This window comes from Pseudomonas sp. W2-17 (assembly GCF_041060445.1).
Taxonomy (GTDB): Bacteria; Pseudomonadota; Gammaproteobacteria; order Pseudomonadales; family Pseudomonadaceae; genus Aquipseudomonas.
On sequence record NZ_JAUFNS010000003.1, the window covers coordinates 318,149 to 337,785 of the forward strand.

At 57.3% G+C, this 19,637-nt stretch carries 15 protein-coding genes and 2 pseudogenes; 11 read left to right on the forward strand and 6 right to left on the reverse strand.

All coding sequences use genetic code 11. The features are described from left to right. Nucleotides 1–174: 174 nt before the first annotated feature. Nucleotides 175–2,425 (reverse strand): annotated as a pseudogene (locus tag QWI20_RS05550) (TonB-dependent receptor). A gap of 195 nt (nt 2,426–2,620) precedes the next feature. Here QWI20_RS05550 and QWI20_RS05555 point away from each other — a divergent pair. The 6 genes and pseudogenes from QWI20_RS05555 (at nt 2,621) to QWI20_RS05580 (ending at nt 8,698) form a co-directional block, all read left to right on the forward strand. Next, complete coding sequence (locus tag QWI20_RS05555) at nt 2,621–3,301, forward strand: Fe2+-dependent dioxygenase (protein ID WP_369304558.1); 681 nt, start codon at nt 2,621–2,623, stop codon at nt 3,299–3,301. 3 nt (nt 3,302–3,304) lie between these two features. Then, nucleotides 3,305–4,099, forward strand: a pseudogene (locus QWI20_RS05560) (tetratricopeptide repeat protein). Between the two features lie 261 nt (nt 4,100–4,360). Beyond that, nucleotides 4,361–5,548 (forward strand): alpha-xenorhabdolysin family binary toxin subunit A, encoded by a 1,188-nt coding sequence (locus QWI20_RS05565; protein WP_369304559.1) that lies wholly within the window; start codon nt 4,361–4,363, stop codon nt 5,546–5,548. Between the two features lie 2 nt (nt 5,549–5,550). After that, the gene (locus tag QWI20_RS05570) at nt 5,551–6,549 is read left to right on the forward strand and encodes an alpha-xenorhabdolysin family binary toxin subunit B (protein ID WP_369304560.1); all 999 of its coding nucleotides are present in this window, start codon (nt 5,551–5,553) and stop codon (nt 6,547–6,549) included. Nucleotides 6,550–6,680: 131 nt separating this feature from the next. After that, nucleotides 6,681–7,829 carry an alpha-xenorhabdolysin family binary toxin subunit A gene (locus QWI20_RS05575; RefSeq protein WP_369304561.1) on the forward strand — a complete coding sequence of 383 codons (1,149 nt, stop codon included), beginning with the start codon at nt 6,681–6,683 and terminating at the stop codon, nt 7,827–7,829. A gap of 92 nt (nt 7,830–7,921) precedes the next feature. Then, entirely contained in the window at nt 7,922–8,698 is a 777-nt protein-coding gene (locus tag QWI20_RS05580) for a hypothetical protein (RefSeq protein WP_369304563.1), read from the forward strand. 54 nt (nt 8,699–8,752) lie between these two features. On the opposite strand, the gene QWI20_RS05585 is transcribed toward QWI20_RS05580, so the two are convergent. Then, nucleotides 8,753–9,916: a type III PLP-dependent enzyme gene (locus tag QWI20_RS05585; protein WP_369304564.1), complete on the reverse strand. Its 1,164-nt coding sequence runs from the start codon at nt 9,914–9,916 to the stop codon at nt 8,753–8,755. 483 nt (nt 9,917–10,399) lie between these two features. Between QWI20_RS05585 and QWI20_RS05590 the strand changes: the two genes are divergently transcribed. The 4 genes from QWI20_RS05590 (at nt 10,400) to QWI20_RS05605 (ending at nt 13,635) form a co-directional block, all read left to right on the forward strand. Further along, nucleotides 10,400–11,605, forward strand: coding sequence for a DUF3472 domain-containing protein (locus QWI20_RS05590; protein WP_369304565.1), 1,206 nt, complete (start codon nt 10,400–10,402; stop codon nt 11,603–11,605). Between the two features lie 225 nt (nt 11,606–11,830). Beyond that, entirely contained in the window at nt 11,831–12,016 is a 186-nt protein-coding gene (locus QWI20_RS05595; RefSeq protein ID WP_369304567.1) for a hypothetical protein, read from the forward strand. A 3-nt stretch (nt 12,017–12,019) separates the two neighbouring features. Further along, nucleotides 12,020–13,351, forward strand: coding sequence for an N-acetylmuramoyl-L-alanine amidase (locus tag QWI20_RS05600; protein ID WP_369304568.1), 1,332 nt, complete (start codon nt 12,020–12,022; stop codon nt 13,349–13,351). Further along, nucleotides 13,348–13,635, forward strand: coding sequence for a hypothetical protein (locus QWI20_RS05605; protein WP_369304569.1), 288 nt, complete (start codon nt 13,348–13,350; stop codon nt 13,633–13,635). The genes QWI20_RS05600 and QWI20_RS05605 overlap by 4 nt, the downstream gene beginning before the upstream one ends. 390 nt (nt 13,636–14,025) lie before the next feature. Here QWI20_RS05605 and QWI20_RS05610 read toward each other — a convergent pair whose 3' ends face one another. Genes QWI20_RS05610 through QWI20_RS05625 form a run of 4 tightly spaced genes read right to left on the reverse strand, consistent with a single transcriptional unit; the run spans nt 14,026 to nt 17,558 of the window. Next, complete coding sequence (locus QWI20_RS05610; protein WP_122623439.1) at nt 14,026–15,195, reverse strand: betaine/proline/choline family ABC transporter ATP-binding protein; 1,170 nt, start codon at nt 15,193–15,195, stop codon at nt 14,026–14,028. An 11-nt stretch (nt 15,196–15,206) separates the two neighbouring features. Continuing rightward, nucleotides 15,207–15,860, reverse strand: coding sequence for an ABC transporter permease (locus QWI20_RS05615; protein WP_065990219.1), 654 nt, complete (start codon nt 15,858–15,860; stop codon nt 15,207–15,209). After that, nucleotides 15,857–16,816 carry a glycine betaine ABC transporter substrate-binding protein gene (locus tag QWI20_RS05620; RefSeq protein WP_369304570.1) on the reverse strand — a complete coding sequence of 320 codons (960 nt, stop codon included), beginning with the start codon at nt 16,814–16,816 and terminating at the stop codon, nt 15,857–15,859. The genes QWI20_RS05615 and QWI20_RS05620 overlap by 4 nt, the downstream gene beginning before the upstream one ends. A gap of 28 nt (nt 16,817–16,844) precedes the next feature. After that, on the reverse strand, nt 16,845–17,558 hold the full coding sequence (locus tag QWI20_RS05625) for an ABC transporter permease (RefSeq protein WP_074886589.1): 714 nt from the start codon (nt 17,556–17,558) through the stop codon (nt 16,845–16,847). Nucleotides 17,559–17,891: 333 nt separating this feature from the next. Between QWI20_RS05625 and QWI20_RS05630 the strand changes: the two genes are divergently transcribed. Then, nucleotides 17,892–19,475: a peptide chain release factor 3 gene (locus QWI20_RS05630; RefSeq protein WP_282372734.1), complete on the forward strand. Its 1,584-nt coding sequence runs from the start codon at nt 17,892–17,894 to the stop codon at nt 19,473–19,475. Nucleotides 19,476–19,637 lie beyond the last annotated feature (162 nt).

The following is a 19,637-nucleotide window of genomic DNA, read 5'->3' on the forward strand; positions in this document are numbered from 1 at the left end:
GATCGCCCGGCCAACATGAATCCTGTAGGAGCGAGCTTGCTCGCGAAGAGGCCGGCACAGTCGCTGAAATCTTCAGCGACTGAACTCAGGTCTTCGCGAGCAAGCTCGCTCCCACGAGGCAGTGGACTGACTCGATATTTCGGATCGTTCGCCGGACTTGTGGGAGTGACCGGATCAGAAGTGGAAGCTGGCACTCATCAGCGCGGTACGCCCTGCAGCCATGTGGGCGTAGTGGGTGGTGAAGACCTGATCGTAGTAACGCTTGTCCGTCAGGTTCTGCACGTTCAGCTGCAGGTCGACGTTCTTGGTCAGCGCGTACGTGGCCATGGCGTCGTAGCGCCAGTAGGACGGCACTTCCACCGAGTTGGCTTCGTTGCCGAAACGGGAATCGACGAAAGTCGCGCCGCCGCCCACGGTCAGCTTCGGCATCAGTTCGTAGGTCGACCAGAAATTGAAGCTGTTGCGCGGCGTGCTCGGCATGTGATTGCCCTCGTCCGCCGTGCTGGTCGCACTGACGATCTCGCTCTCCATGTAGGTGTAGCCGCCGTAGACTTTCCATTTGCCGGTGATGTTGCCGCTGTAGGTCAGCTCCAGACCGTCGACCCGCTGCTCGCCGTCCAGCACCTGGAACGTCGCGTTATCTGGATCGGTCACCCGCGCGTTGGTCTTCTCGGTGCGGAACAGCGCGGCGGTCAGCGACAGGTTGTCGTCGAAGAAATCCCACTTGGTGCCCAGCTCGTAGTTGCGGTTTTTTTCCGGATCAAGGTTGGCGTTGTTTGCCGCGATTTCCAGACCACCATTGCCGCTGGTCTCACCCGACGGGTTGCTGGACGTCGACCATGCCGCGTAGATGCTGCCGTTCGGCAGCGGCTTGTAGGTCACGCCGACCTGGTAATTCCACAGCTGACTGGTGTTTTCACGCTTGAAGCTGCCTGCCACCGCCCCCCCGGCCACCGGTGCTGTAACCGCTGGAGCGCACGTCGTAATCGTCGTAACGCAAGCCGAGGTTCAACGACCACTGCTCGTTGAATTTCAGCGTGTCGAACACATACGCGGCACTGGTTTTGGTGTCGGTATCGGTGTACGCCTGGCTGTCGGTGATGGTGCCGTTCCAGTCGTCTTTCGGCGACGGGTTGTACAGGCTGGTGCAGTCGCCCGACGCCAAGAGCGCTGCGTTACACGTCGAGCCGATGGTCCCGCCGCTGGCGCTGAGCACGTTGTAGCCGCGGTTGTGGGTGTCCTGATACGAAAACTCGAGACCGGTCACCAGGCTGTGCTGAATGAAACCGGTATCGAATTTCGCTTGCAGGTCGGTCTGGTTGACGAAGCCGCTGGAGGTGGAATTGCGGCTCTTCGCCGAGCGCGAGACCAGGCCTCTGGCAACGTTGCCGCGGCTGTCGTCGGGGTTGGTGACGATGTAGTCCAGGGTCGAGCGTGACATGCGGAAGCTGTTGGAGATCGTCAGGCTGTCGTTGAGGTCGTGTTCGAGGCGGATCGTGCCGCTGTCGTTGACGCTCTTGCGGTAGTCGCGGTCGGTCAGGCCGTAGAAGTTGTTTTCGTTGACGTGGACCGGCTTGTCGACCACGTACTTGCTGCGGCCGGTGGTGTTGGTCAGCGGGATGCCGTAGTCGGGCATGTCGTCGGTGGACAGGTGGTAGTAGTCGACCTTGACCCGCGTGTCGGTGCCCAGACCGAACGCGAACGAAGGCGCCACACCCCAACGGCTGTTGTCGACATCATTGCGGCCGGCGACGTTGGAATCATGTTTCATCAGGTTCAGGCGGAAGGCCGAGGTGTCGGTCATCTGCTTGTTGACGTCGAGGGTGTAGCGCTGGGTCTGGTCCGAACCGAAGGTGTAGCCGCCGTTGAAGGCATCGCCCAGATGAGCGCCTTTGGTGACGAGGTTCAGGCTGCCACCCGTGGAGCCTGCACCCGTGAACGCCGAGCCCGGGCCCTTGCTGACCTCTACCGATTCGACGTTGAAAATCTCCCGGCTCTGCGCCGCTACGTCGCGCATGCCGTCGACGAATACGTCGCTCTCTGCGTTGAAGCCGCGAATGATCGGGCGATCCGCATTCGGATTGCCGCCCTCGCCCGCGCCAAAGGTAATGCCGGGGGTGGTGCGCAATGCGTCAGCCAGGCTCGTCGCCGCGGTGTCGCGGATGACTTGCTGCGGGATCACCGTGACGCTCTTCGGCGTTTCGCGCAGGGGTGCGGTGTACTTTTTCGAGGCCGATTCTTCGGTCTTGTAAGCCGTGTCGGCGCGCTCGCCGTCGATATTGGTGGCCCCGAGATTCAGAGCATCCGATGCAGGTTCCGCAGCCTGCGCCATATGGGCGGCTGACATCGCTGCAAGGGCGACGCTGACGGCGCCCACGATGGAACGCTGCGAATGGACGGTAACCGGTTGTGCTTGGCGCGACATTTTCCTTCCCCAAGGAAACAATAAGGCGGCGGAATATAGTTGAGACTGCTTCGCATTCGCAGAAAACTTACATTCTTTACACTTTTCCATTACTCAATTTTCACATCTGCCCATTCACACGCGCGGGTGGCGTTTTACACGACCAATAAGAATCACTATCATCCGCCGCTTCGTTCTTCTCGCAGGTCGCGATTCATGCTCCTACATATCCCCGGTCTGTTTTCACCCGAGGAGGTGCGTCGCATCCGACACGCGCTGGAGGAAACCCAATGGGCGGACGGTAAGATCACCGCCGGACACCAGTCGGCGAAAGCCAAGCACAACCTGCAGTTGCCGGAGGGCCATCCACTTGCCGTGGAGATTGGCGCGGCGATGCTTGAACGCCTTTGGCAGAACTCGCTGTTCATGTCTGCCGCCCTGCCCCACAAGGTCTTCCCGCCCTTGGTGAATTGCTACACCGGCGGCGGCAGTTTCGATTTCCACATCGACAATGCCGTGCGTCAGGCCAAAGGCAGCACCGAGCGTGTGCGCACGGATCTGTCATCGACGCTGTTCTTCAGCGATCCCGACGATTACGACGGCGGCGAGCTGGTGATTCAGGACACCTTCGGTACACGTCAGGTCAAGCTGCCGGCGGGTGACCTGCTGCTTTATCCCGCAAGCAGCCTGCACAAGGTCAACGCCGTGACACGGGGCGCGCGATACGCCTCGTTCTTCTGGACCCAGAGCCTGGTGCGGGACGATGGCCACCGCACGCTGCTGTTCGAAATGGACGGGGCCATTCAGCAATTGAGCCGCGACGTGCCTGATCATCCTTCACTGCTGCAACTCACCGGCACCTATCACAACCTGCTGCGGCAGTGGGTCGAGGTCTGAGTCATGACCTGGAATCTGCGACGTGAAGAGGTGCTCGACGGCGACCAACTGCGCGCCATGCTTGAAGACAGCCCGGCCAGTGCCGCACGGGCGATTCTGATTGCGGCGCAGGCAAACATGGTCGATGCCCAGGCGCTGCTCGGGCAGATATAGCTCGACGGCAACGGTATCGCGCGCGATCAGCCGCTGGCGCTGGTCTGGTTTCAGATTGCGGCCCGTCGCGGACACGCCATGGCGCAGAACATGGCAGGCCGTTGCCATGAACATGGGTGGGGCTGCGAGCCGGACGCGGCAAAGGCTGCCGAGCATTATCGTCTCGCCGCCGAGGCCGGTCTGGATTGGGGCTTTTATAACTACGGCAACCTGCTCGCCACCGGGCGCGGGGTGAACAAAGATCAGGCCCGCGCGCTGGCCTGCTATCGCAAAGCGGCAGAGCTGGGCCACGCAAAGTCGATGAATCTGCTGGGGCGTTATCTGGAAGAGGGCCTGTGCTGCGTGCAGGATCTCGCTGCAGCCCATAAGTGGTATCAACGGTCGGCGCAGGCAGGTGATTTCCGTGGGCAGTTCAGTCATGCCGCAGTGCTGGCGGATCATGGGCGCATCGAGGAAGCCGTCGGCTGGCTGAAAACTGCCATGCAGAATGGCAATCTCAACTTCCTGCGGGTCAGTCGCAAGACGCTGTTGCAAGCGCCCCATCCTCAGGTTCGAGCGCTGGCTCTCGATTACCATGAGCGGGCGGCCCAATTGGGAGATGAAGCAGACACGGCGGAATATCGTGTACTACTGAAAGTTATATAACCGCCAATTGTAAGTTTCATTTGCCAAACACAGTTGCACAAATACCTCTCAATCGTGTGTTAAGCCCCCATTTCCGGGGACATGCCAACATTGTGCATGGGGCGGAAAGGAATCATCCTACAAACTTAGACTGCCTTCGCACTTTGACCGCCTCAAAAACACGACTTACTCTCCTTCTCGTGCAGACAACTTAACCACTCTGCATCTGAAGCATTAATTAGCTTCAGAACATTTAACACGCATCATTAAAGGATTAATGATATGTCTCAACTTACGGAAAACCTCGTCACCGACGCAGCGAGTGATCCTGCAAGCCTTTTTGGTTCATCGGTCGCAACAACCGAAAGCGATACCCGGGACACCGGGCTGATCCTGACCAAAGAACAGCTCAAGCACCTCAAGAAGTATGAAATCGCCGGCCTGGCTCTTCCGACCGAGCTAGACAACGTCATCGCTTATCTGGGCTATGAGAACGGCGCCGGTCTCGGGTTGGAGCCCGTTGACTTCCAGCGCACGTTCAAGCTCGTCAACGGCCACGCCAGGCTGTGGAATCCGCTGCGCACTGACCTGCTGACCGTCAATACCAAACTCGTGGTATTCGCCGGCTCCATGCAAACCTATGGCGCAAGCATGAAAGAAGTATTCGATGAAATGGCGGTATTGGGCCTGATCGAAAAATACAACATCAAGACACTTGAAGATCTGCGAAAAGTCGAACTTCAGCTGGGCAAAAAATTCCCCGACATTGAGGCGATGGATCGTAGTGATCTGGGTTTTTATCTGGATGAAATACTCAAGAAGATAAAAGTGCAAGAGGCTGAAGCGCTTGCGATCAAACAGCGCCTGGACTCATTCGGCCGACAACTGGCCCAACAGGTTGGCCCTGCCATCAAGCTCAAATTGAAGAGCATCGAAAACAACACCATGGACAGGGATATCCAGGCGCTTCAGGTGAAAATCGATAACCGCGCGTTGGCCATTGAAGAGAAGAACAAAGAATACAAAGAAATGGTCAAGCAGGCCATTGGTGCCGTAATGGGCAATCTGGTCATGATGATTTACTCCAGCGTCCAGGCCGAAAAAATCCGCAAGGAACGCAACAAGCTCACCGAAGAGCAAGAGAAAGATATCGCGCTGATGGCGAAGAAAAACGGGATCCTGGCGTCGTTGGGTCGTCTACGAATGGACTTCCAGAACTTGGATCTCATTGTGATCGATGCCGACATCGCCACCCAAAACCTGATCAGTGTCTGGAACTCGTTAGGCACGTTCATCGCGGCTTCCGCTGCTGAAGTAGATGGTATCCACGACGGCCTGTCCATGCGCAGGTTCCGTAACCAATTCAATTTGGTGGTTAAACCGTGGGAAACCATTGAAGTAGATGCCAAGAAATTACAACACGTGTTTGCAGAAGCGGACCGCGAATTCAGAGAAGATTACGGAGTTTAATCATGAATAACATTTCTCAATTTCCAGGCAGCCTCGACTACCCGGAGCTGAACGTTCAAGCGTTCAAACAGGCGAAAGCCAATGCCAACGATGCAACCATTCAAGTGAAAGATCTGTTCATTCAGACACAGTACCTGCCGTCATTGCACAGCCGAGTCTCTGAACTGGACAAGGCAATGCGTGAGTCTGACTTCAGACTTCGGGACACCATTCAATCACTGAGTACTGTTTTGGGAATTCAAGTAGAAACCCTCAGAGAACTTCAAAGTGAGTTCCAGGGCGCGCCTGAGTCCGACAAAGAAGAAATTATTGAAGACATCGTCCTTCGGGTTCAGACCATCATGGACAAAGTGAGCCAGAAAGAGCTGACGCTCCATAACCTGATCCCGGCCATGGCAAGCCCCATCGATCGAGCGGCCACTGGCACGTACATCAAGCAGCTTGAGGCCGACCAGGCGCGCCTGCCGGCAGAAGTGCTGAAGATCAAGGAACGGCAGGACGCGCTGGAAGCAAAACGCAAAGCGCTGACTGATGCCATGGCACTGATCGAAGCCAAAGGCTTCACCGAGCTGGCCAAAGACACAGCGCTGACCGCTCAGGAACTGGTCAAAATGGGCATGACACCACCCCAGTTAATTGCCGTAGAGGCGGCCATCGGCTTGGCGCAACAGGTCCTGGAACGGGCCGAAAGCCTGATTAACTACCTGGGTATGGTTGAAGCCCGCAACACCCTGCGCAAACAGATTGATGACCTGATAAACAGCGCTCAGGCGAAGAACAACGAGTTGCGTCTGGTCACGTTGAAAAAAGAGCTGATCACGGCGTGCCATAACTTCGATGAACATAGGGCGCAGTACATCGCCGAGTTCGAGAAATGTGTCGCCGCCAAACGTGCCTTCCTCACTACTCACAACACCGTAAACGGTGATGATCAGGACGCGGTCGCTCAGTTCAGCGTTGACGCGCTGTCGTTGGCAAAACACTTGAAAGTCATGGGCTGACTTCATCCGCCCGTGCGCGACAATGCAGGCTGGGAAGTACAAGGGATGTTCTTCCCGGCCCCATGCCGGAGCGCCTGGTTCACGTCAGGCCTCCCCTTTCACGCCATTCATCTCATTAAAGGATTAACGATATGAAATCATCCGGAGCCATGGATGACGCACCCGTTCGCGATGAGAAACTTGACCTGGCAGAGCGCCTGCCCGGCACGTTGATTTCCGCTGCAGCGGGTACGGTAGAAGAAGCCATTCGCGCGCCAGGCCTCTTTCTGACCAAAGCACAACTGATTGACCTTATGCGTTACGCAACCCACGGTCTCGCGCTTCCCATCGCACTCAAAGATGTTGTCTGGTATCTGGGCTATGAGACAGGCGCCGGCCTGAATCTTGAAGCCAGGGATTTTCAGGCGAGCTTCAATCGCATTCATCTTCACGCCGCGCAATGGAACCCACTTCGTACCGACCTGATGAACGTCGGCAGCGAGTTGTGGGTGTTCGCCGATCAGATGCAAGTTTACGGCAACGGTGTAAGAGACCTCTATAACGAGATCAAGGCAAAGGCTGCAGAGACGCTCGATCCGGCCGATCACCAGGATTTTCTGCATTACATCAATCAGGTCGCCGCGCTCGTTCTGCATCGACGCAGCGCAACCGAGGCACTCAAGGGTCGGCTCGATGCCTTTTCGCGGGAGTTGTCGACACAGGTAATGCCCGACGTACAGCTCAAGTTAAAGAGCATCGACAACAATAATGTGCCGGCCGACATAAAAACGCTGAACGACGCCATCAACCGACGTGCCGCGGACATTGAAGAAAAACAAAGGGAGTACAAGACGCTGGTCCTGAAGTCGGCGGGGGCAAGCTTTGCCCTGATTGGTCTGGGTATTTACCACGGGGTTGAAGCAGGCAAAGTGCGTAAGAAGATCAATGCTTTGCGCCTGGAGCAAGAGAATAGCATTCGTCTACTGGAGCAGAAAAACCGAATCCACGCCTCACTGCAGCGCGTGCGTCATGACCTGCATGATCTAAGCCTGATCATTCTGGATGCCGACATTGCCACCCAGAACATGGTTGTGGTGTGGAACGGTCTGCATATCTTCCTGACCCACTCGGTTCAAGAAGCGGGCAAAATTGATGACGCGCTGTCAATGCGCCGACTCATGAACGCTTTCAATCTGGTGGCTGAACCCTGGACCCAGATAAAACGGGAAGCGGACACGTTGCTCAAAGTGTTCAAAGAGGCAGACCGCGAGTTCCGCAAGAACTATGGGCATCAGGCATGACGAATTCAAACGCTTCGACGTAGACAAGACCTACGCCACCGCGCAGTGGCAACACAACGAGTTTGCGCTGTAACGCCATGGAGGGCGGCATCATGACAACACATCTCATCGAATACGACGACGTCAGTTACTTGGGATACAACATCGGCTATCTGGAAAAGCTTCCCCAACACATTGAAGCCTTCAAGATCAAACTCGGTTTGGTGCCTCAAGCCGAATACGGTAAATACAGGGAGCCCGCGATGGATCAAGCCGTCGCCATCGCGCGGCAGGGCAGTACCCTCTGGAGCAGCAGCGTGAAGCAGATTCGCTCGCTCCATCACGACACCAAAAAGACACTGGCTGAGCTGGTCGCACTGCTGGACAGCAACCCGTTCGACAGCCGAATCGCGCAGCTCGCGCGGGATCTGTTGCGCCACGATGCAGAGTTCAAGCGGCAACAGGCGGAATGCGACCGCATCATCGAATGCGCAAGGCAGACCATTCCCCGGTTCATGGATTTCATGAACGTCAGGACGTATGAATACGCGAAACGAAAAGGGCTGCTGGTCAAAGGAAAGTCCAGCAACGTTCCGGAAACACTGAACAGCGCGGTGACGGACGAGAGCAGTCTGGATTCGGCAAGGAGCGCAATACAATGGCATCGTCGCGCCTACAATACGACGATCCTCTCGGCAGGAAATATGGGGGCCTATTGCTCGCGATTGTCCGGCCTCTTGAACGCCACACTCCAGGAAGTCCAGGCGCTAAAGGCCAATCAACCCGCGCGGCGCATGACCGTGTCGTGTCAATCCGCAGCCAGCTCAGCGCGCGAGGCCCAGCGGCTGATCAATTACACCCTCGACAGTATTCTTCGGTTCAGTATTTGAACCGCAAAAAAAACGGCACCCACCGGGTGCCGTTTTCTCCGTTACAACTGATCTTTACACGTAGTAAGACTTCAGCGGCGGGAAGCCGTTGAACTCTACAGCGCTGTAGCTGGTGGTGTACGCACCCGTCGACAGCCAGTACAGGCGATCACCGATGGCCAGGTTCAGCGGCAGGCCATATTTGTAGTTCTCGTACATGATGTCGGCGCTGTCGCAGGTGGGGCCGGCAATAACGACTTCTTCCATCTCGCCTTTTTTCTCGGTCCAGATCGGAAACTTGATGGCTTCGTCCATGGTTTCGATCAGACCGGAGAACTTGCCCACGTCCGTGTACACCCAACGCTCGACGGCGGTGCGGGATTTACGCGACACCAGCACCACTTCGCTGACCAGAATACCGGCGTTGGCGATCAACGAACGGCCCGGCTCCAGAATGATTTCCGGCAGGTCATCACCGAAGTCTTCTTTCAGATAGCGGATGATTTCTTCAGCGTAGGTTTCCAGGCTGTTGGTGCGGGTGATGTAGTTGGCCGGGAAGCCGCCGCCCATGTTGATCAGCTTGAGCACGATGCCGTCTTCTTCTTTCAGACGCTCGAAGATCACTTTCACTTTGGCGATCGCAGCGTCCCAGACGCTGATGTCGCGCTGCTGCGAACCGACGTGAAACGAAATGCCGTAAGGCACCAGGCCCAGTTCACGGGCCAGAATCAGCAGGTCCATCGCCATGTCGGTCTGGCAACCGAACTTGCGTGACAGCGGCCAGTCAGCCGTGGTCGAGCCTTCGGTGAGGATGCGGACGTAGACTTTCGAGCCCGGCGCAGCCTTGGCGATGTTGCGCAGGTCGGCTTCGGAGTCGGTGGAGAACAGACGCACGCCCTTCTCGTAGAAGTAGCGAATGTCCTTGGATTTCTTGATGGTGTTGCCGTAGCTGATGCGATCCGGGCTGACGCCGCGGTCCATCACTTTATCCAGCTCGTAGATCGAGGCGATGTCGAAACTCGAGCCCTTGTCCTTCAGCAGGTCGATGATTTCGACCGCCGGGTTGGCTTTCACGGCGTAATACACTTTGGCGAATTCGAAGCCTGCACGCAGGTCGTCGTAGGCCTTGCTGATCATCGCGGTGTCGATGACCACGAACGGGGTTTCTTGCTTGTCGGCAAACGCCTTCATTTTATCGAAGGTGCTTTTCTCGAAATAATCTTCGACCTGGATCGACATGCGGGGACTCCTGTTGGCAAACGGTAAAAAACAATGGGTGTGAGCGCGCGGCTCGTGAACGTCCTCCGTATCCCCACTTTGGTTCGCCTACTTCCCAAGGCTGCTCGGCCGAAAGCAAAAAGGCCATGGGAACGCTATGTCCCGTGGCCTTGCTGTCTCGTCGTCAGTACTTGAGCCGGATGGATCGTTTCCAGCATGGACGTTCGGCGCGAACTGTAGGACCTGAGGGGCCGGAGATCAACTAAAAATGTCGCATTTCTGCCCGTTTTTGCCAGACGGGAATCCACGCGCGTTCAATCAACCCGTAGTAACCGACCGATGTGACAGGGTGATGTTCACCCTCGCGCAAAAAATCGGTGGCCATTGCTCAAGACAGCTCGCCGCCCCCCCCCCGTGCCATCCGCCCTCAGCTGTCACTTCTGACAGGTTTCAAACGATCGTAAATGCTCAACACTGGCGCCTCATGACGAGAGGATGCGCCCCATGAAAATACCACCTGACAACTACCCCAAAGACCGAGCCGATGTACCGACTTCCGGCCCGTCGATAACTTCCTGGTTCTCGGAAAACGAGGCGGAGCTTCTATACGTCGAGCAATACGTTCCCTGGGCCGGGGACAACATCCATATTTATTGGTCAGGCTGTAATTTCTATTTTGGTGAGCGCGGGGGATACGCAGGCATCCAGCATCAAAACGATAATTTGGTAGGAGGCCAGATTTTCACTTACAACAATATCTGTTCGATCTGGGACCTCGCCTCCGATCCGGCTGAAGCCGAGGTCCGTCTGGATTATGGAATTGAAGGCCTGTATTCCGGCCATTTCGGCGGCGAGGGCACTGGTCTGCATACCTCGCACCCTATGCCATGGCGCCTGGATCAGTGGTACGCCATCGTGATTCGACGTTGGTTCATACCCGGCGAGTCGGTCACGCGCATGGGCATGTTCATGTATTCCTACACCGATACGAAATGGACGCACTATATGTCCGCTTCCGTTTCCGGCCCTGACATTCCTCTGTCAGGCAATACCTGCACGGGCTTCCTGGAGCGTTTCAATGGCGACGCGCTGGGCTACCACGGTTATTACGGCCAGCATTTCCGGATGAGCAACGACGGTTCGTGGCAAAAACCGTACGCCTATCAAGCAACTGCCGGGGGTGAGCCAGACACCTGGAATGCCATGCTGGTGGGTGACGGCGAGGATGATGGCGACGCCAACATCATGCTGATTGCCGGTGGCAGTTATGGCAATACCGAAAGCACGATCCGGTTGGAGCCCAACCAGTTTGATCCTAAGCCGAAACCGGCGATGTTCACGGCTGCTATCTTGTCGGTATCTGTCGTTCCGCAAGTGGGTACCGAGAAAGTGATCTTCGCCTGGAAGAATGACGAATCGACACCCCCTCAGTTGAGCTACGCAATAGAAATCCGCGCCCTCCCGGGAGATGAGCTCGTGGCGTTTTATTCTGAAGCGCTCCCTCAAAAACGCTCATCCATTTTTAACACGGCCGAATTAGCCCCCGGAGATTACGAGGTGACAATCACTGTCACCGATATCTTCAATCAGGCCTCTCTTCCGGCGGAGACGACATTCAACGTCGCAGCGCCGGTCTGGGGATCCTGCAGCCTGTGCCGTCGGGTGCAAGCATGGGTGCTCAAGTTTGTGCGTCGTTTACTGAACCAGTAGCCATCCGCTGCCTGACAGGACGTTGCCACCCGCAGCGACCTGTCATGGACTCGCCACGAAAGCCACCTGTCCGTCAGACCTCGGCTACCCAATCACCCGAAATGCCCTACGCACCGGATCTCTCTCCCCCACGTATCCCATTGATCCTGATCACTAGGGTTGGCGTCCATTCGCCTCGCACGAGCTGTGCGAGGAGCTGAATCAACCCAACCAAGGATCAGAGTCATGCGAGAGAACGTCCTCTCCCCGCTGTACACCAATGACGTTACCGCCGAGTACCTGCGTGATCTGGATCGGCCGCCCTTTTCGGAAGAGGCTCTCACCACGTTCAGTCCGGCAGCACTGGCTCAGGTGAGCCAACGCAAGGATTTCGCGTGGCCGGACGATTTCCTGCCTGCTGCGGAGTGTTGATGCATGGGATTCTTCGGCATCCACAATCGGGAACAAGGCCTCGACGGAGACGCGACCACCACCGGCGCAATCTGCCACGCCAGCCTCGTCCAAAGCTCTCTGGAAAATGGCCGCATGGCATTGCGCGTTGGCGACAAGACCAGCCCTTGCGGCGTGTGTGGGCAGATCGGCGAAATCGTCGAGGGGGACAGTCGCTTCGTGTGGCTAGGCATCCCGACCGCCGTGCATGACGCGCTTGTGTTGTGCGCGTGTCCGCCGGGCACGAATCGATTGATTTCTTCGCGGTCAGGGCGCGCGGGGGCCAGTCGAGCCGCACCCTCCGCCGCTGCGACGCCACGCCACGTTACGCACACATCGAATACCCTGCCCTCTCTTTATCCCCACACCACTCCGGCGCCAGGGAAAATCTTCGCCCGTACGTTCGTCATCCGCGACAGCGAAACGGGGCAGGCGCTCGCGAACCGGCCATTCACGGCGACGGTGGATGGTCAGCAAAAGTCAGGTACCACCAACAGTAATGGAATGGCGCGCGTTGAGGGTTCTTCAGCGGAGTCCGTCGTGTCTCTCCACGTCGTGTTCCGCTCGCCCGCGCGCGAGTTGAGTGAGCTTGCGGGAATGACTACGCGCGAAGTTACAACCACAACGCGTGTCGAGACGTTGATCCACGGGGATACGCCCAAGCTCATGGTGATCACCGTGAATGATCGAGCCGCGACGCGCGAGGCGATTATTCGGAAGGTGCGGGAGTTGGGGCACAGGTTTGTCGAGCGGTCGGAGTGGCATGCAAAACCGCCTAAGAAGGCGTTGGTTCGTGACTGGGACTACACAATGATTGCGCTGCACAACGCTGGGAGGAGCTACGCATGCGGTAACGGGGCCGAACAAATGCGATCTGTGCAAACGTTTCAAAAAAAGAGGTTCGATGATATTGGTTACCATTATGGAATCGATTGTCTCGGCAACATATTTGAAGGTCGAGACATTCGCTTTAAGGGCGAGCACCTTAGGCTTTATAACTCCAATGTGATAGGGATTGTGCTTTTGGATAACCTTACTAGTCCTGAGGAGGGTGGAGGGCTGACTGCGCTGGCCCGGACCACTTTTACTCATTTCGGTATAAACACTACGATGCAAGTTCCCAATGCTCAGCAAGCTGCCACAATCAATCTTATCAGGACCTTGAACAGTGCTTTTCTCATCGAACCTTTCGGAGGACATAAAGAGTTTCCTCATCAAACGGAGGAAGAGCACAAAATTTGCCCCGGAAATATTGGGATGAATTTTGTGAAAGTCGTACGTGCCACGACCGGACTACAAAAACCACTACGAGAATGAAGAAGATCATTCTTGTTATGCTGCTATCCCAAACGGCCGCACTTTTTATAGGCTATTACCGAATCACTGGTGAGACCGAAATGTACACGCGTTTCTTTTTCAAAAAAACACCGACATTTCAGGTCAAATTCGACAACATTTTTGCAAATCAAAGCGACCCTAAACAATTAACAGATCTGACATTTGGGGAACGTCAGTTGGTAAGAAGGTACTGCAAATATCATCATGGAATCGAAACCACGCTGGATACTCAAAAAGATCTTGAGCAGTGCAACAGGCGCTAACCCCTTTTCAGCAAAGCTCGTATGTATCAGACTTGTACTCGCAGCGGCTGCCATCGGCATGATCGTGGTAAATTTCGTCGTGAGCTATTTCCAGACACGATGGATAGAAGACGATCAGTTAATATTTTTCATTAAGAAGAGCCCTACCTTCAAAGTCAGTTTTATCAACGTATTCCGCGCTGATCACGAAGATAACTGGAACGGCTATCTGGAGGACGAGGAGCGACGGTTCGCAATCGATTTCTGCAGATACTAAAAGCGGTAGCTATGATTGGCACCGATTTTATCGCGCAAGGAGATCCGCTTCACAGTTGACCTGCATTCAATTTTATAAGCGAATCCATTCGCTTAAAGCCAGCCCGGGCACCAATAGCACCCGGGCCACTCACATCAACTCAGCGCAGCCTGTTCAACCAACTCAGCCGGCGAAACAATGCTGGTCTTCATCCCGCGCGACTGGCCGGAACTCAGGTAAGCCGCGATCGATTCCTGCGTCACCTCACCCAAAAACACATTCTCGGCATCCAGCACCGGTAGCCACGAGCGGTTGAACTCGTACATGCGCGACAGCAGGATGCGCAGGTGCTCGTCGTAAGCGGCGGTGGCGTTGAACGGTCGCAGGTATTGGTCGCATGTGCCGGCCTGACGATGCAGGTCGCGGCGGCGGACGTAACCCATTGCCTTGTTTTCGGCATCGGTGACGACCACGTAGCGGCGGTCGTTTTCGTCCATGATTTCCAGGGCATCGGCGACGGGCGTCTCCGGGCTCACGGACGGCGCGTTGTCCGCCGCGTCTTCGGCCTTGACCAGCAGCAGGCGCTTGAGCGTGCTGTCCTGGCCGACGAAGTTACTGACGAAATCATCCGCCGGGTGCGCCAGCAGCGTGTCCGGATGGTCGATCTGTAGCAGCTTGCCGGCGCGGAAGATCGCAATCTTGTCGCCCAGCTTGATGGCTTCGTCGATGTCGTGGCTGACCATGATCACGGTCTTGTTCAGCGCGCGTTGCATCTCGAAAAACTCGTTCTGGATCATCTCGCGGTTGATCGGGTCGACCGCACCGAACGGCTCGTCCATCAGCAGCAGCGGCGCGTCTGCGGCCAGCGCACGAATTACACCGATCCGCTGTTGCTGACCACCCGACAACTCGCGCGGATAGCGATGCAGGTACTGCTTGGGTTCCAGCTTGATCATGCTCATCAGTTCGCGGGCACGGTCGTGACATTTCTGTTTGTCCCAGCCCAGGAGCTTGGGCACGACCACGATGTTTTCCTCGATGGTCATGTTGGGGAACAGTCCGATCTGCTGAATCACGTAGCCGATGTTGCGGCGCAGGGTGACTTCGTCGAGACCGGTGGTGTCCTCGCCATTGATCAGCACTTTGCCGGAGGTCGGCATGATCAGCCGGTTGATCATTTTCAGCGTCGTACTTTTGCCGCAGCCCGACGGACCCAGGAACACGCAGATCTCGCCTTCATTGACGGTCAGGCTCACTGAATCGACGGCTTTCACTTCCTTGCCGTTGCTCTGGAAAGTCTTGGTGAGGTTCTGCAGCTCAATCATTTGTTTGGCGATCATTTCAGGAGTCCTTTTGGAGTCAGCGAGCGTTGCAGCCATTGCAGAAGCAGGTCGGCGAAGATGGCCAGAATGCTGACCAGTACGGCGCCGACGATCAGCATCGACATATCGCTGCGGCTGATGGAAGCGAGGATGAGTACGCCCAGACCGCCCGCGCCAATGGTGGCGGCGATGGTCATGACACCGATGTTCATGACCACGGCGGTGCGTACGCCGGCGAGGATCACCGGCACGGCGATCGGCAGTTCAACCATGCGCAGGCGCTGGCCGAAGGTCATGCCGATGCCCTTGGCGGCTTCCCGAATGCCGGGCTCGACGCCAGTGAGCGCCAGGTAGGTATTGCGCATGATCGGCAGCAGTGAGTAGAGAAACACTGCGGTGATCGCCGGCATCGGGCCGAGGCCCTGACCGAACTTCGAATAGAACGGCAGCAGCAAGCCGAACAGGGCAATCGACGGGATGGTCAGCAGCACGGTGGCGCTGGCCTGCAACGGCCCGGCGAGGGTTGGGAAGCGCGTCATCAACACGCCGAGCGGCACGCCGACGACAATCGCCAGCGTGACCGCGATACCAACGAGGGTGATGTGCTGCAGGGTCAGGTGCATGACCTGATTCCAGTCCAGATGGGAGAAAGCGCTGAGGAAACTCATGGTTTCTCCTCCTGTTTTGCCGCCGGCGCTGGCGGGACCGGCACGCTGTCGGCGGAAGGATTGATCGGATGCTCGCGCAGGAATTCTGCCGCCACGACCGTAGGGCTTTCGTGGTCGACGTCGATGCGCGCGTTCAGCGTACGCATGGTCTGGTTATCCAGCAGCGCAGCAAGCGGCTTGAGCAGATCGGCCAGTTCCGGGTGCTTGTCCAGGTACTCTTTGCGGATGACTGGTGCGGCGGTGTAGTCCGGGAAGTAGTGCTTGTCGTCCGCTAGCACCTTGAGTTTGAACGCGTTCAAACGGCCATCGGTGGTGTAGACGAGGCCCGCAAAAACCTGCCCGTTGCGCAACGCGGTGTAGACCAGTCCGGCGTCCATCTGACGAGTGTTTTCACGCCCCAGGTTCATGCCGTAATGCTTGACCATGCCCACCAGACCGTCGGAACGGTTGGCGAACTCGGTGTCCAGCGCGACGATGTGGCCCTTGTCAGCTTCAGCCTTTAGCACCGTGGTCAGGTCAGACATGGTGTTGACCTGTGGATACTGCTGGGCAATTTTGTCCGGCAGTGCCAGCGCGTAGGTGTTGTTGAACTTGGAGGGGGAGAGCCAGACCAGGCCCTTCTTGGCGTCCAGTTCCTTGACGCGCTGGTAGGTCTGCTCGCTGTCGAGCTTCTCGTCGACATGGTTGTAGGCCACCAGCGACACGCCGGTGTATTCCCACAGCAGATCCAGCTGGCCGCTTTCCTGAGCACTGCGCGCCAGGTTACTGCCCAGGCCGCCGGTGATCTGGATGTCGTAGCCCTTGTCGCGCAGGTATTGCGCGGTCAGTTCGGCCAGCATGGTCTGCTCGGTGAACACCCGCGCGCCGATCCGCAGAACCGGCGTTTCAGCGGCTGCATGGGCGAGACCGGACAGCAACATCCCGAGGCCCATGATTAATGTGCATAACTTCTTCATAGCAATTCCTTTCTCAGCGGGGCTCGAGTTATCGAGCCAGGCCGCGTTCCAGCCAGAGACGGCTTGCCAGGGTCACGGCGCCATCGAGCAACAGCGCGAGCAACGCGGTACACGCGGCGCCCAGCACCAGTTGCGGCTGATTGTTCAGGGCGATGCCGGGGAAAATCAGGCTGCCCAGACTGTTCGCGCCAATGAGGAAGGCCAATGGCGCGGTCCCGACGTTGATCGCCAGCGCCACGCGCACACCGCCGATGATGATGGGCACGGCATTGGGCAACTCGACACGCCACAGCACCTGGCGCGGTGTCATGCCGATGCCGCGAGCGGCTTCTTTGAGGGAACCCTGAACGTTTTTCAGGCCTTCGTAGGTGTTGCGCACGATGGGCAACAACGAAGCGAGGAACAAAGCGAAGATCGCCGGACCGCTGCCGATGCCCAGAATACCCAGAGCGATGGCCAGCACGGCGAGAGGAGGAACGGTGTTACCGATGTTGAAGATCTGCATGAAGCGTTCGGCGCGGCCAACCATGTTCGGTCGGCTAAGGACAATGCCGGTCGGGATCCCGACCACCAGTGCCGCCAGCATCGAAGCCAGCACAAGCCAGACATGGGCTTGCAGATAAAACAGCAGATCATCCTGATATTGCCTGATGGTACTGATGCCGATCCATTGGACCAGCAGGGCCAGAAGTGCGATGACAATCACACCTCCCAACAGCCCCTTGCCATAGCGATTTGCCACGGGCGGACTCCTTATTTCAGTCGGCGAACGTCTGGCGTGGAACCGGCCTGTTCAGGCAGCACGCGAACGTTCGCGAAGAGCAGCGGGTGGGTCGCCGGAAAGGTTAAACCTGGGCGAATACACAAGCCATGAGCGCAGCTTCGTCAAGCTAACTTGCTGATTTTGCAACCCTTGGCGTCTTGCGATACCAGGGAATGGACGTCTCCGTAACCGCAAAGGTTCCCACGTGCGATGGTATCTGGCCACCCCTTATTGACTGAACGGTTCGGTTATTGCTTTGGTTTGGGCTATAATCGCCGCCCTTTTTTTGAATCACCTCTCGGGCGATTTCCCATGACCAGACAGGCCGCCGAAGTCGCGAAACGCCGCACTTTCGCCATCATTTCCCACCCCGATGCGGGTAAGACCACCATCACTGAAAAGCTCTTGCTGATGGGCAAGGCCATTTCCGTCGCCGGTACGGTGAAGTCGCGTAAATCCGACCGTCACGCCACCTCCGACTGGATGGAAATGGAAAAGCAGCGCGGTATTTCCATCACCACCTCGGTCATGCAGTTCCCGTATCGCGATCACATGATCAACCTGCTCGACACCCCGGGCCACGAAGACTTCTCCGAAGACACCTACCGCACGTTGACCGCCGTCGACTCGGCGCTGATGGTGCTCGATGGCGGTAAAGGGGTTGAGCCCCGCACCATCGCACTGATGGACGTCTGCCGCCTGCGCGACACGCCGATCGTGAGCTTCATCAACAAGCTCGACCGCGACATTCGCGACCCGATCGAGCTGCTTGACGAGATCGAAGCGGTCCTGAAGATCAAGGCTGCGCCCATCACCTGGCCGATCGGTTGCTACCGCGACTTCAAGGGTGTCTATCACCTCGCCGACGACTACATCATCGTCTACACCGCCGGTCACGGTCACGAGCGCACCGAGGTGAAAATCATCGAGAAGCTCGACTCGGACGAAGCGCGCGCTCACTTGGGCGATGAGTACGATCGCTTTGTCGATCAGCTGGAACTGGTGCAAGGCGCCTGCCATGAGTTCAACCAGCAGGAATTCCTCGACGGCCAGTTGACCCCGGTGTTCTTCGGCACGGCGCTGGGCAACTTCGGTGTCGACCACGTACTGGATGCGGTCGTGAACTGGGCGCCGAAGCCACTGGCCCGCGTTGCCAACGAGCGCACGGTCGAGCCGGTAGAGGAAAAATTCGCCGGCTTCGTGTTCAAGATTCAGGCGAACATGGACCCGAAACACCGCGACCGCATCGCGTTCATGCGCATCTGTTCGGGCAAATACGACAAGGGCATGAAGATGCGCCATGTGCGCACCGGCAAGGACGTGCGCATCGGTGACGCGCTGACGTTCTTCTCCAGCGAGCGTGAGCAATTGGAAGAAGCCTACGCCGGCGACATCATCGGCCTGCACAACCACGGCACGATTCAGATCGGCGATACGTTCACTGAAGGCGAGGCGCTGGGCTTCACGGGCATCCCGCACTTCGCCCCGGAGCTGTTCCGCCGCGTGCGCCTGAAGGATCCGCTGAAATCCAAGCAGCTGCGTCAGGGTCTGCAGCAACTGGCCGAGGAAGGCGCCACGCAGGTGTTTTTCCCCCAGCGCAGCAACGACATCATCCTCGGCGCCGTCGGTGTGCTGCAGTTCGATGTGGTCGCCAGCCGCTTGAAGGAAGAATACAAAGTCGAGTGCGCCTACGAGCCGATCACCGTGTGGTCAGCCCGCTGGATCGATTGCAGCGACAAGAAGAAGCTCGAGGAATTCGAGAACAAAGCCGTGGAAAACCTGGCTGTGGACGGCGGAGGTCACCTGACCTACCTCGCGCCAACGCGGGTCAACCTGGCCTTGATGGAAGAGCGCTGGCCCGACGTGAAATTCCGCGCAACGCGGGAGCATCACTAAGGCTTACCCCCGTCATGCGATCGTTCCCACGCTTGTGGGAGCGAGCTTGCTCGCGAAAGCGGCATGACAGACAGTATGAGTAGCCTGAACTGACGCATTCGCGAGCAAGCTCGCTCCCACAGGATCTCGGCCGCGCCGCTGGACATGTGGGAGTGAGCCTCT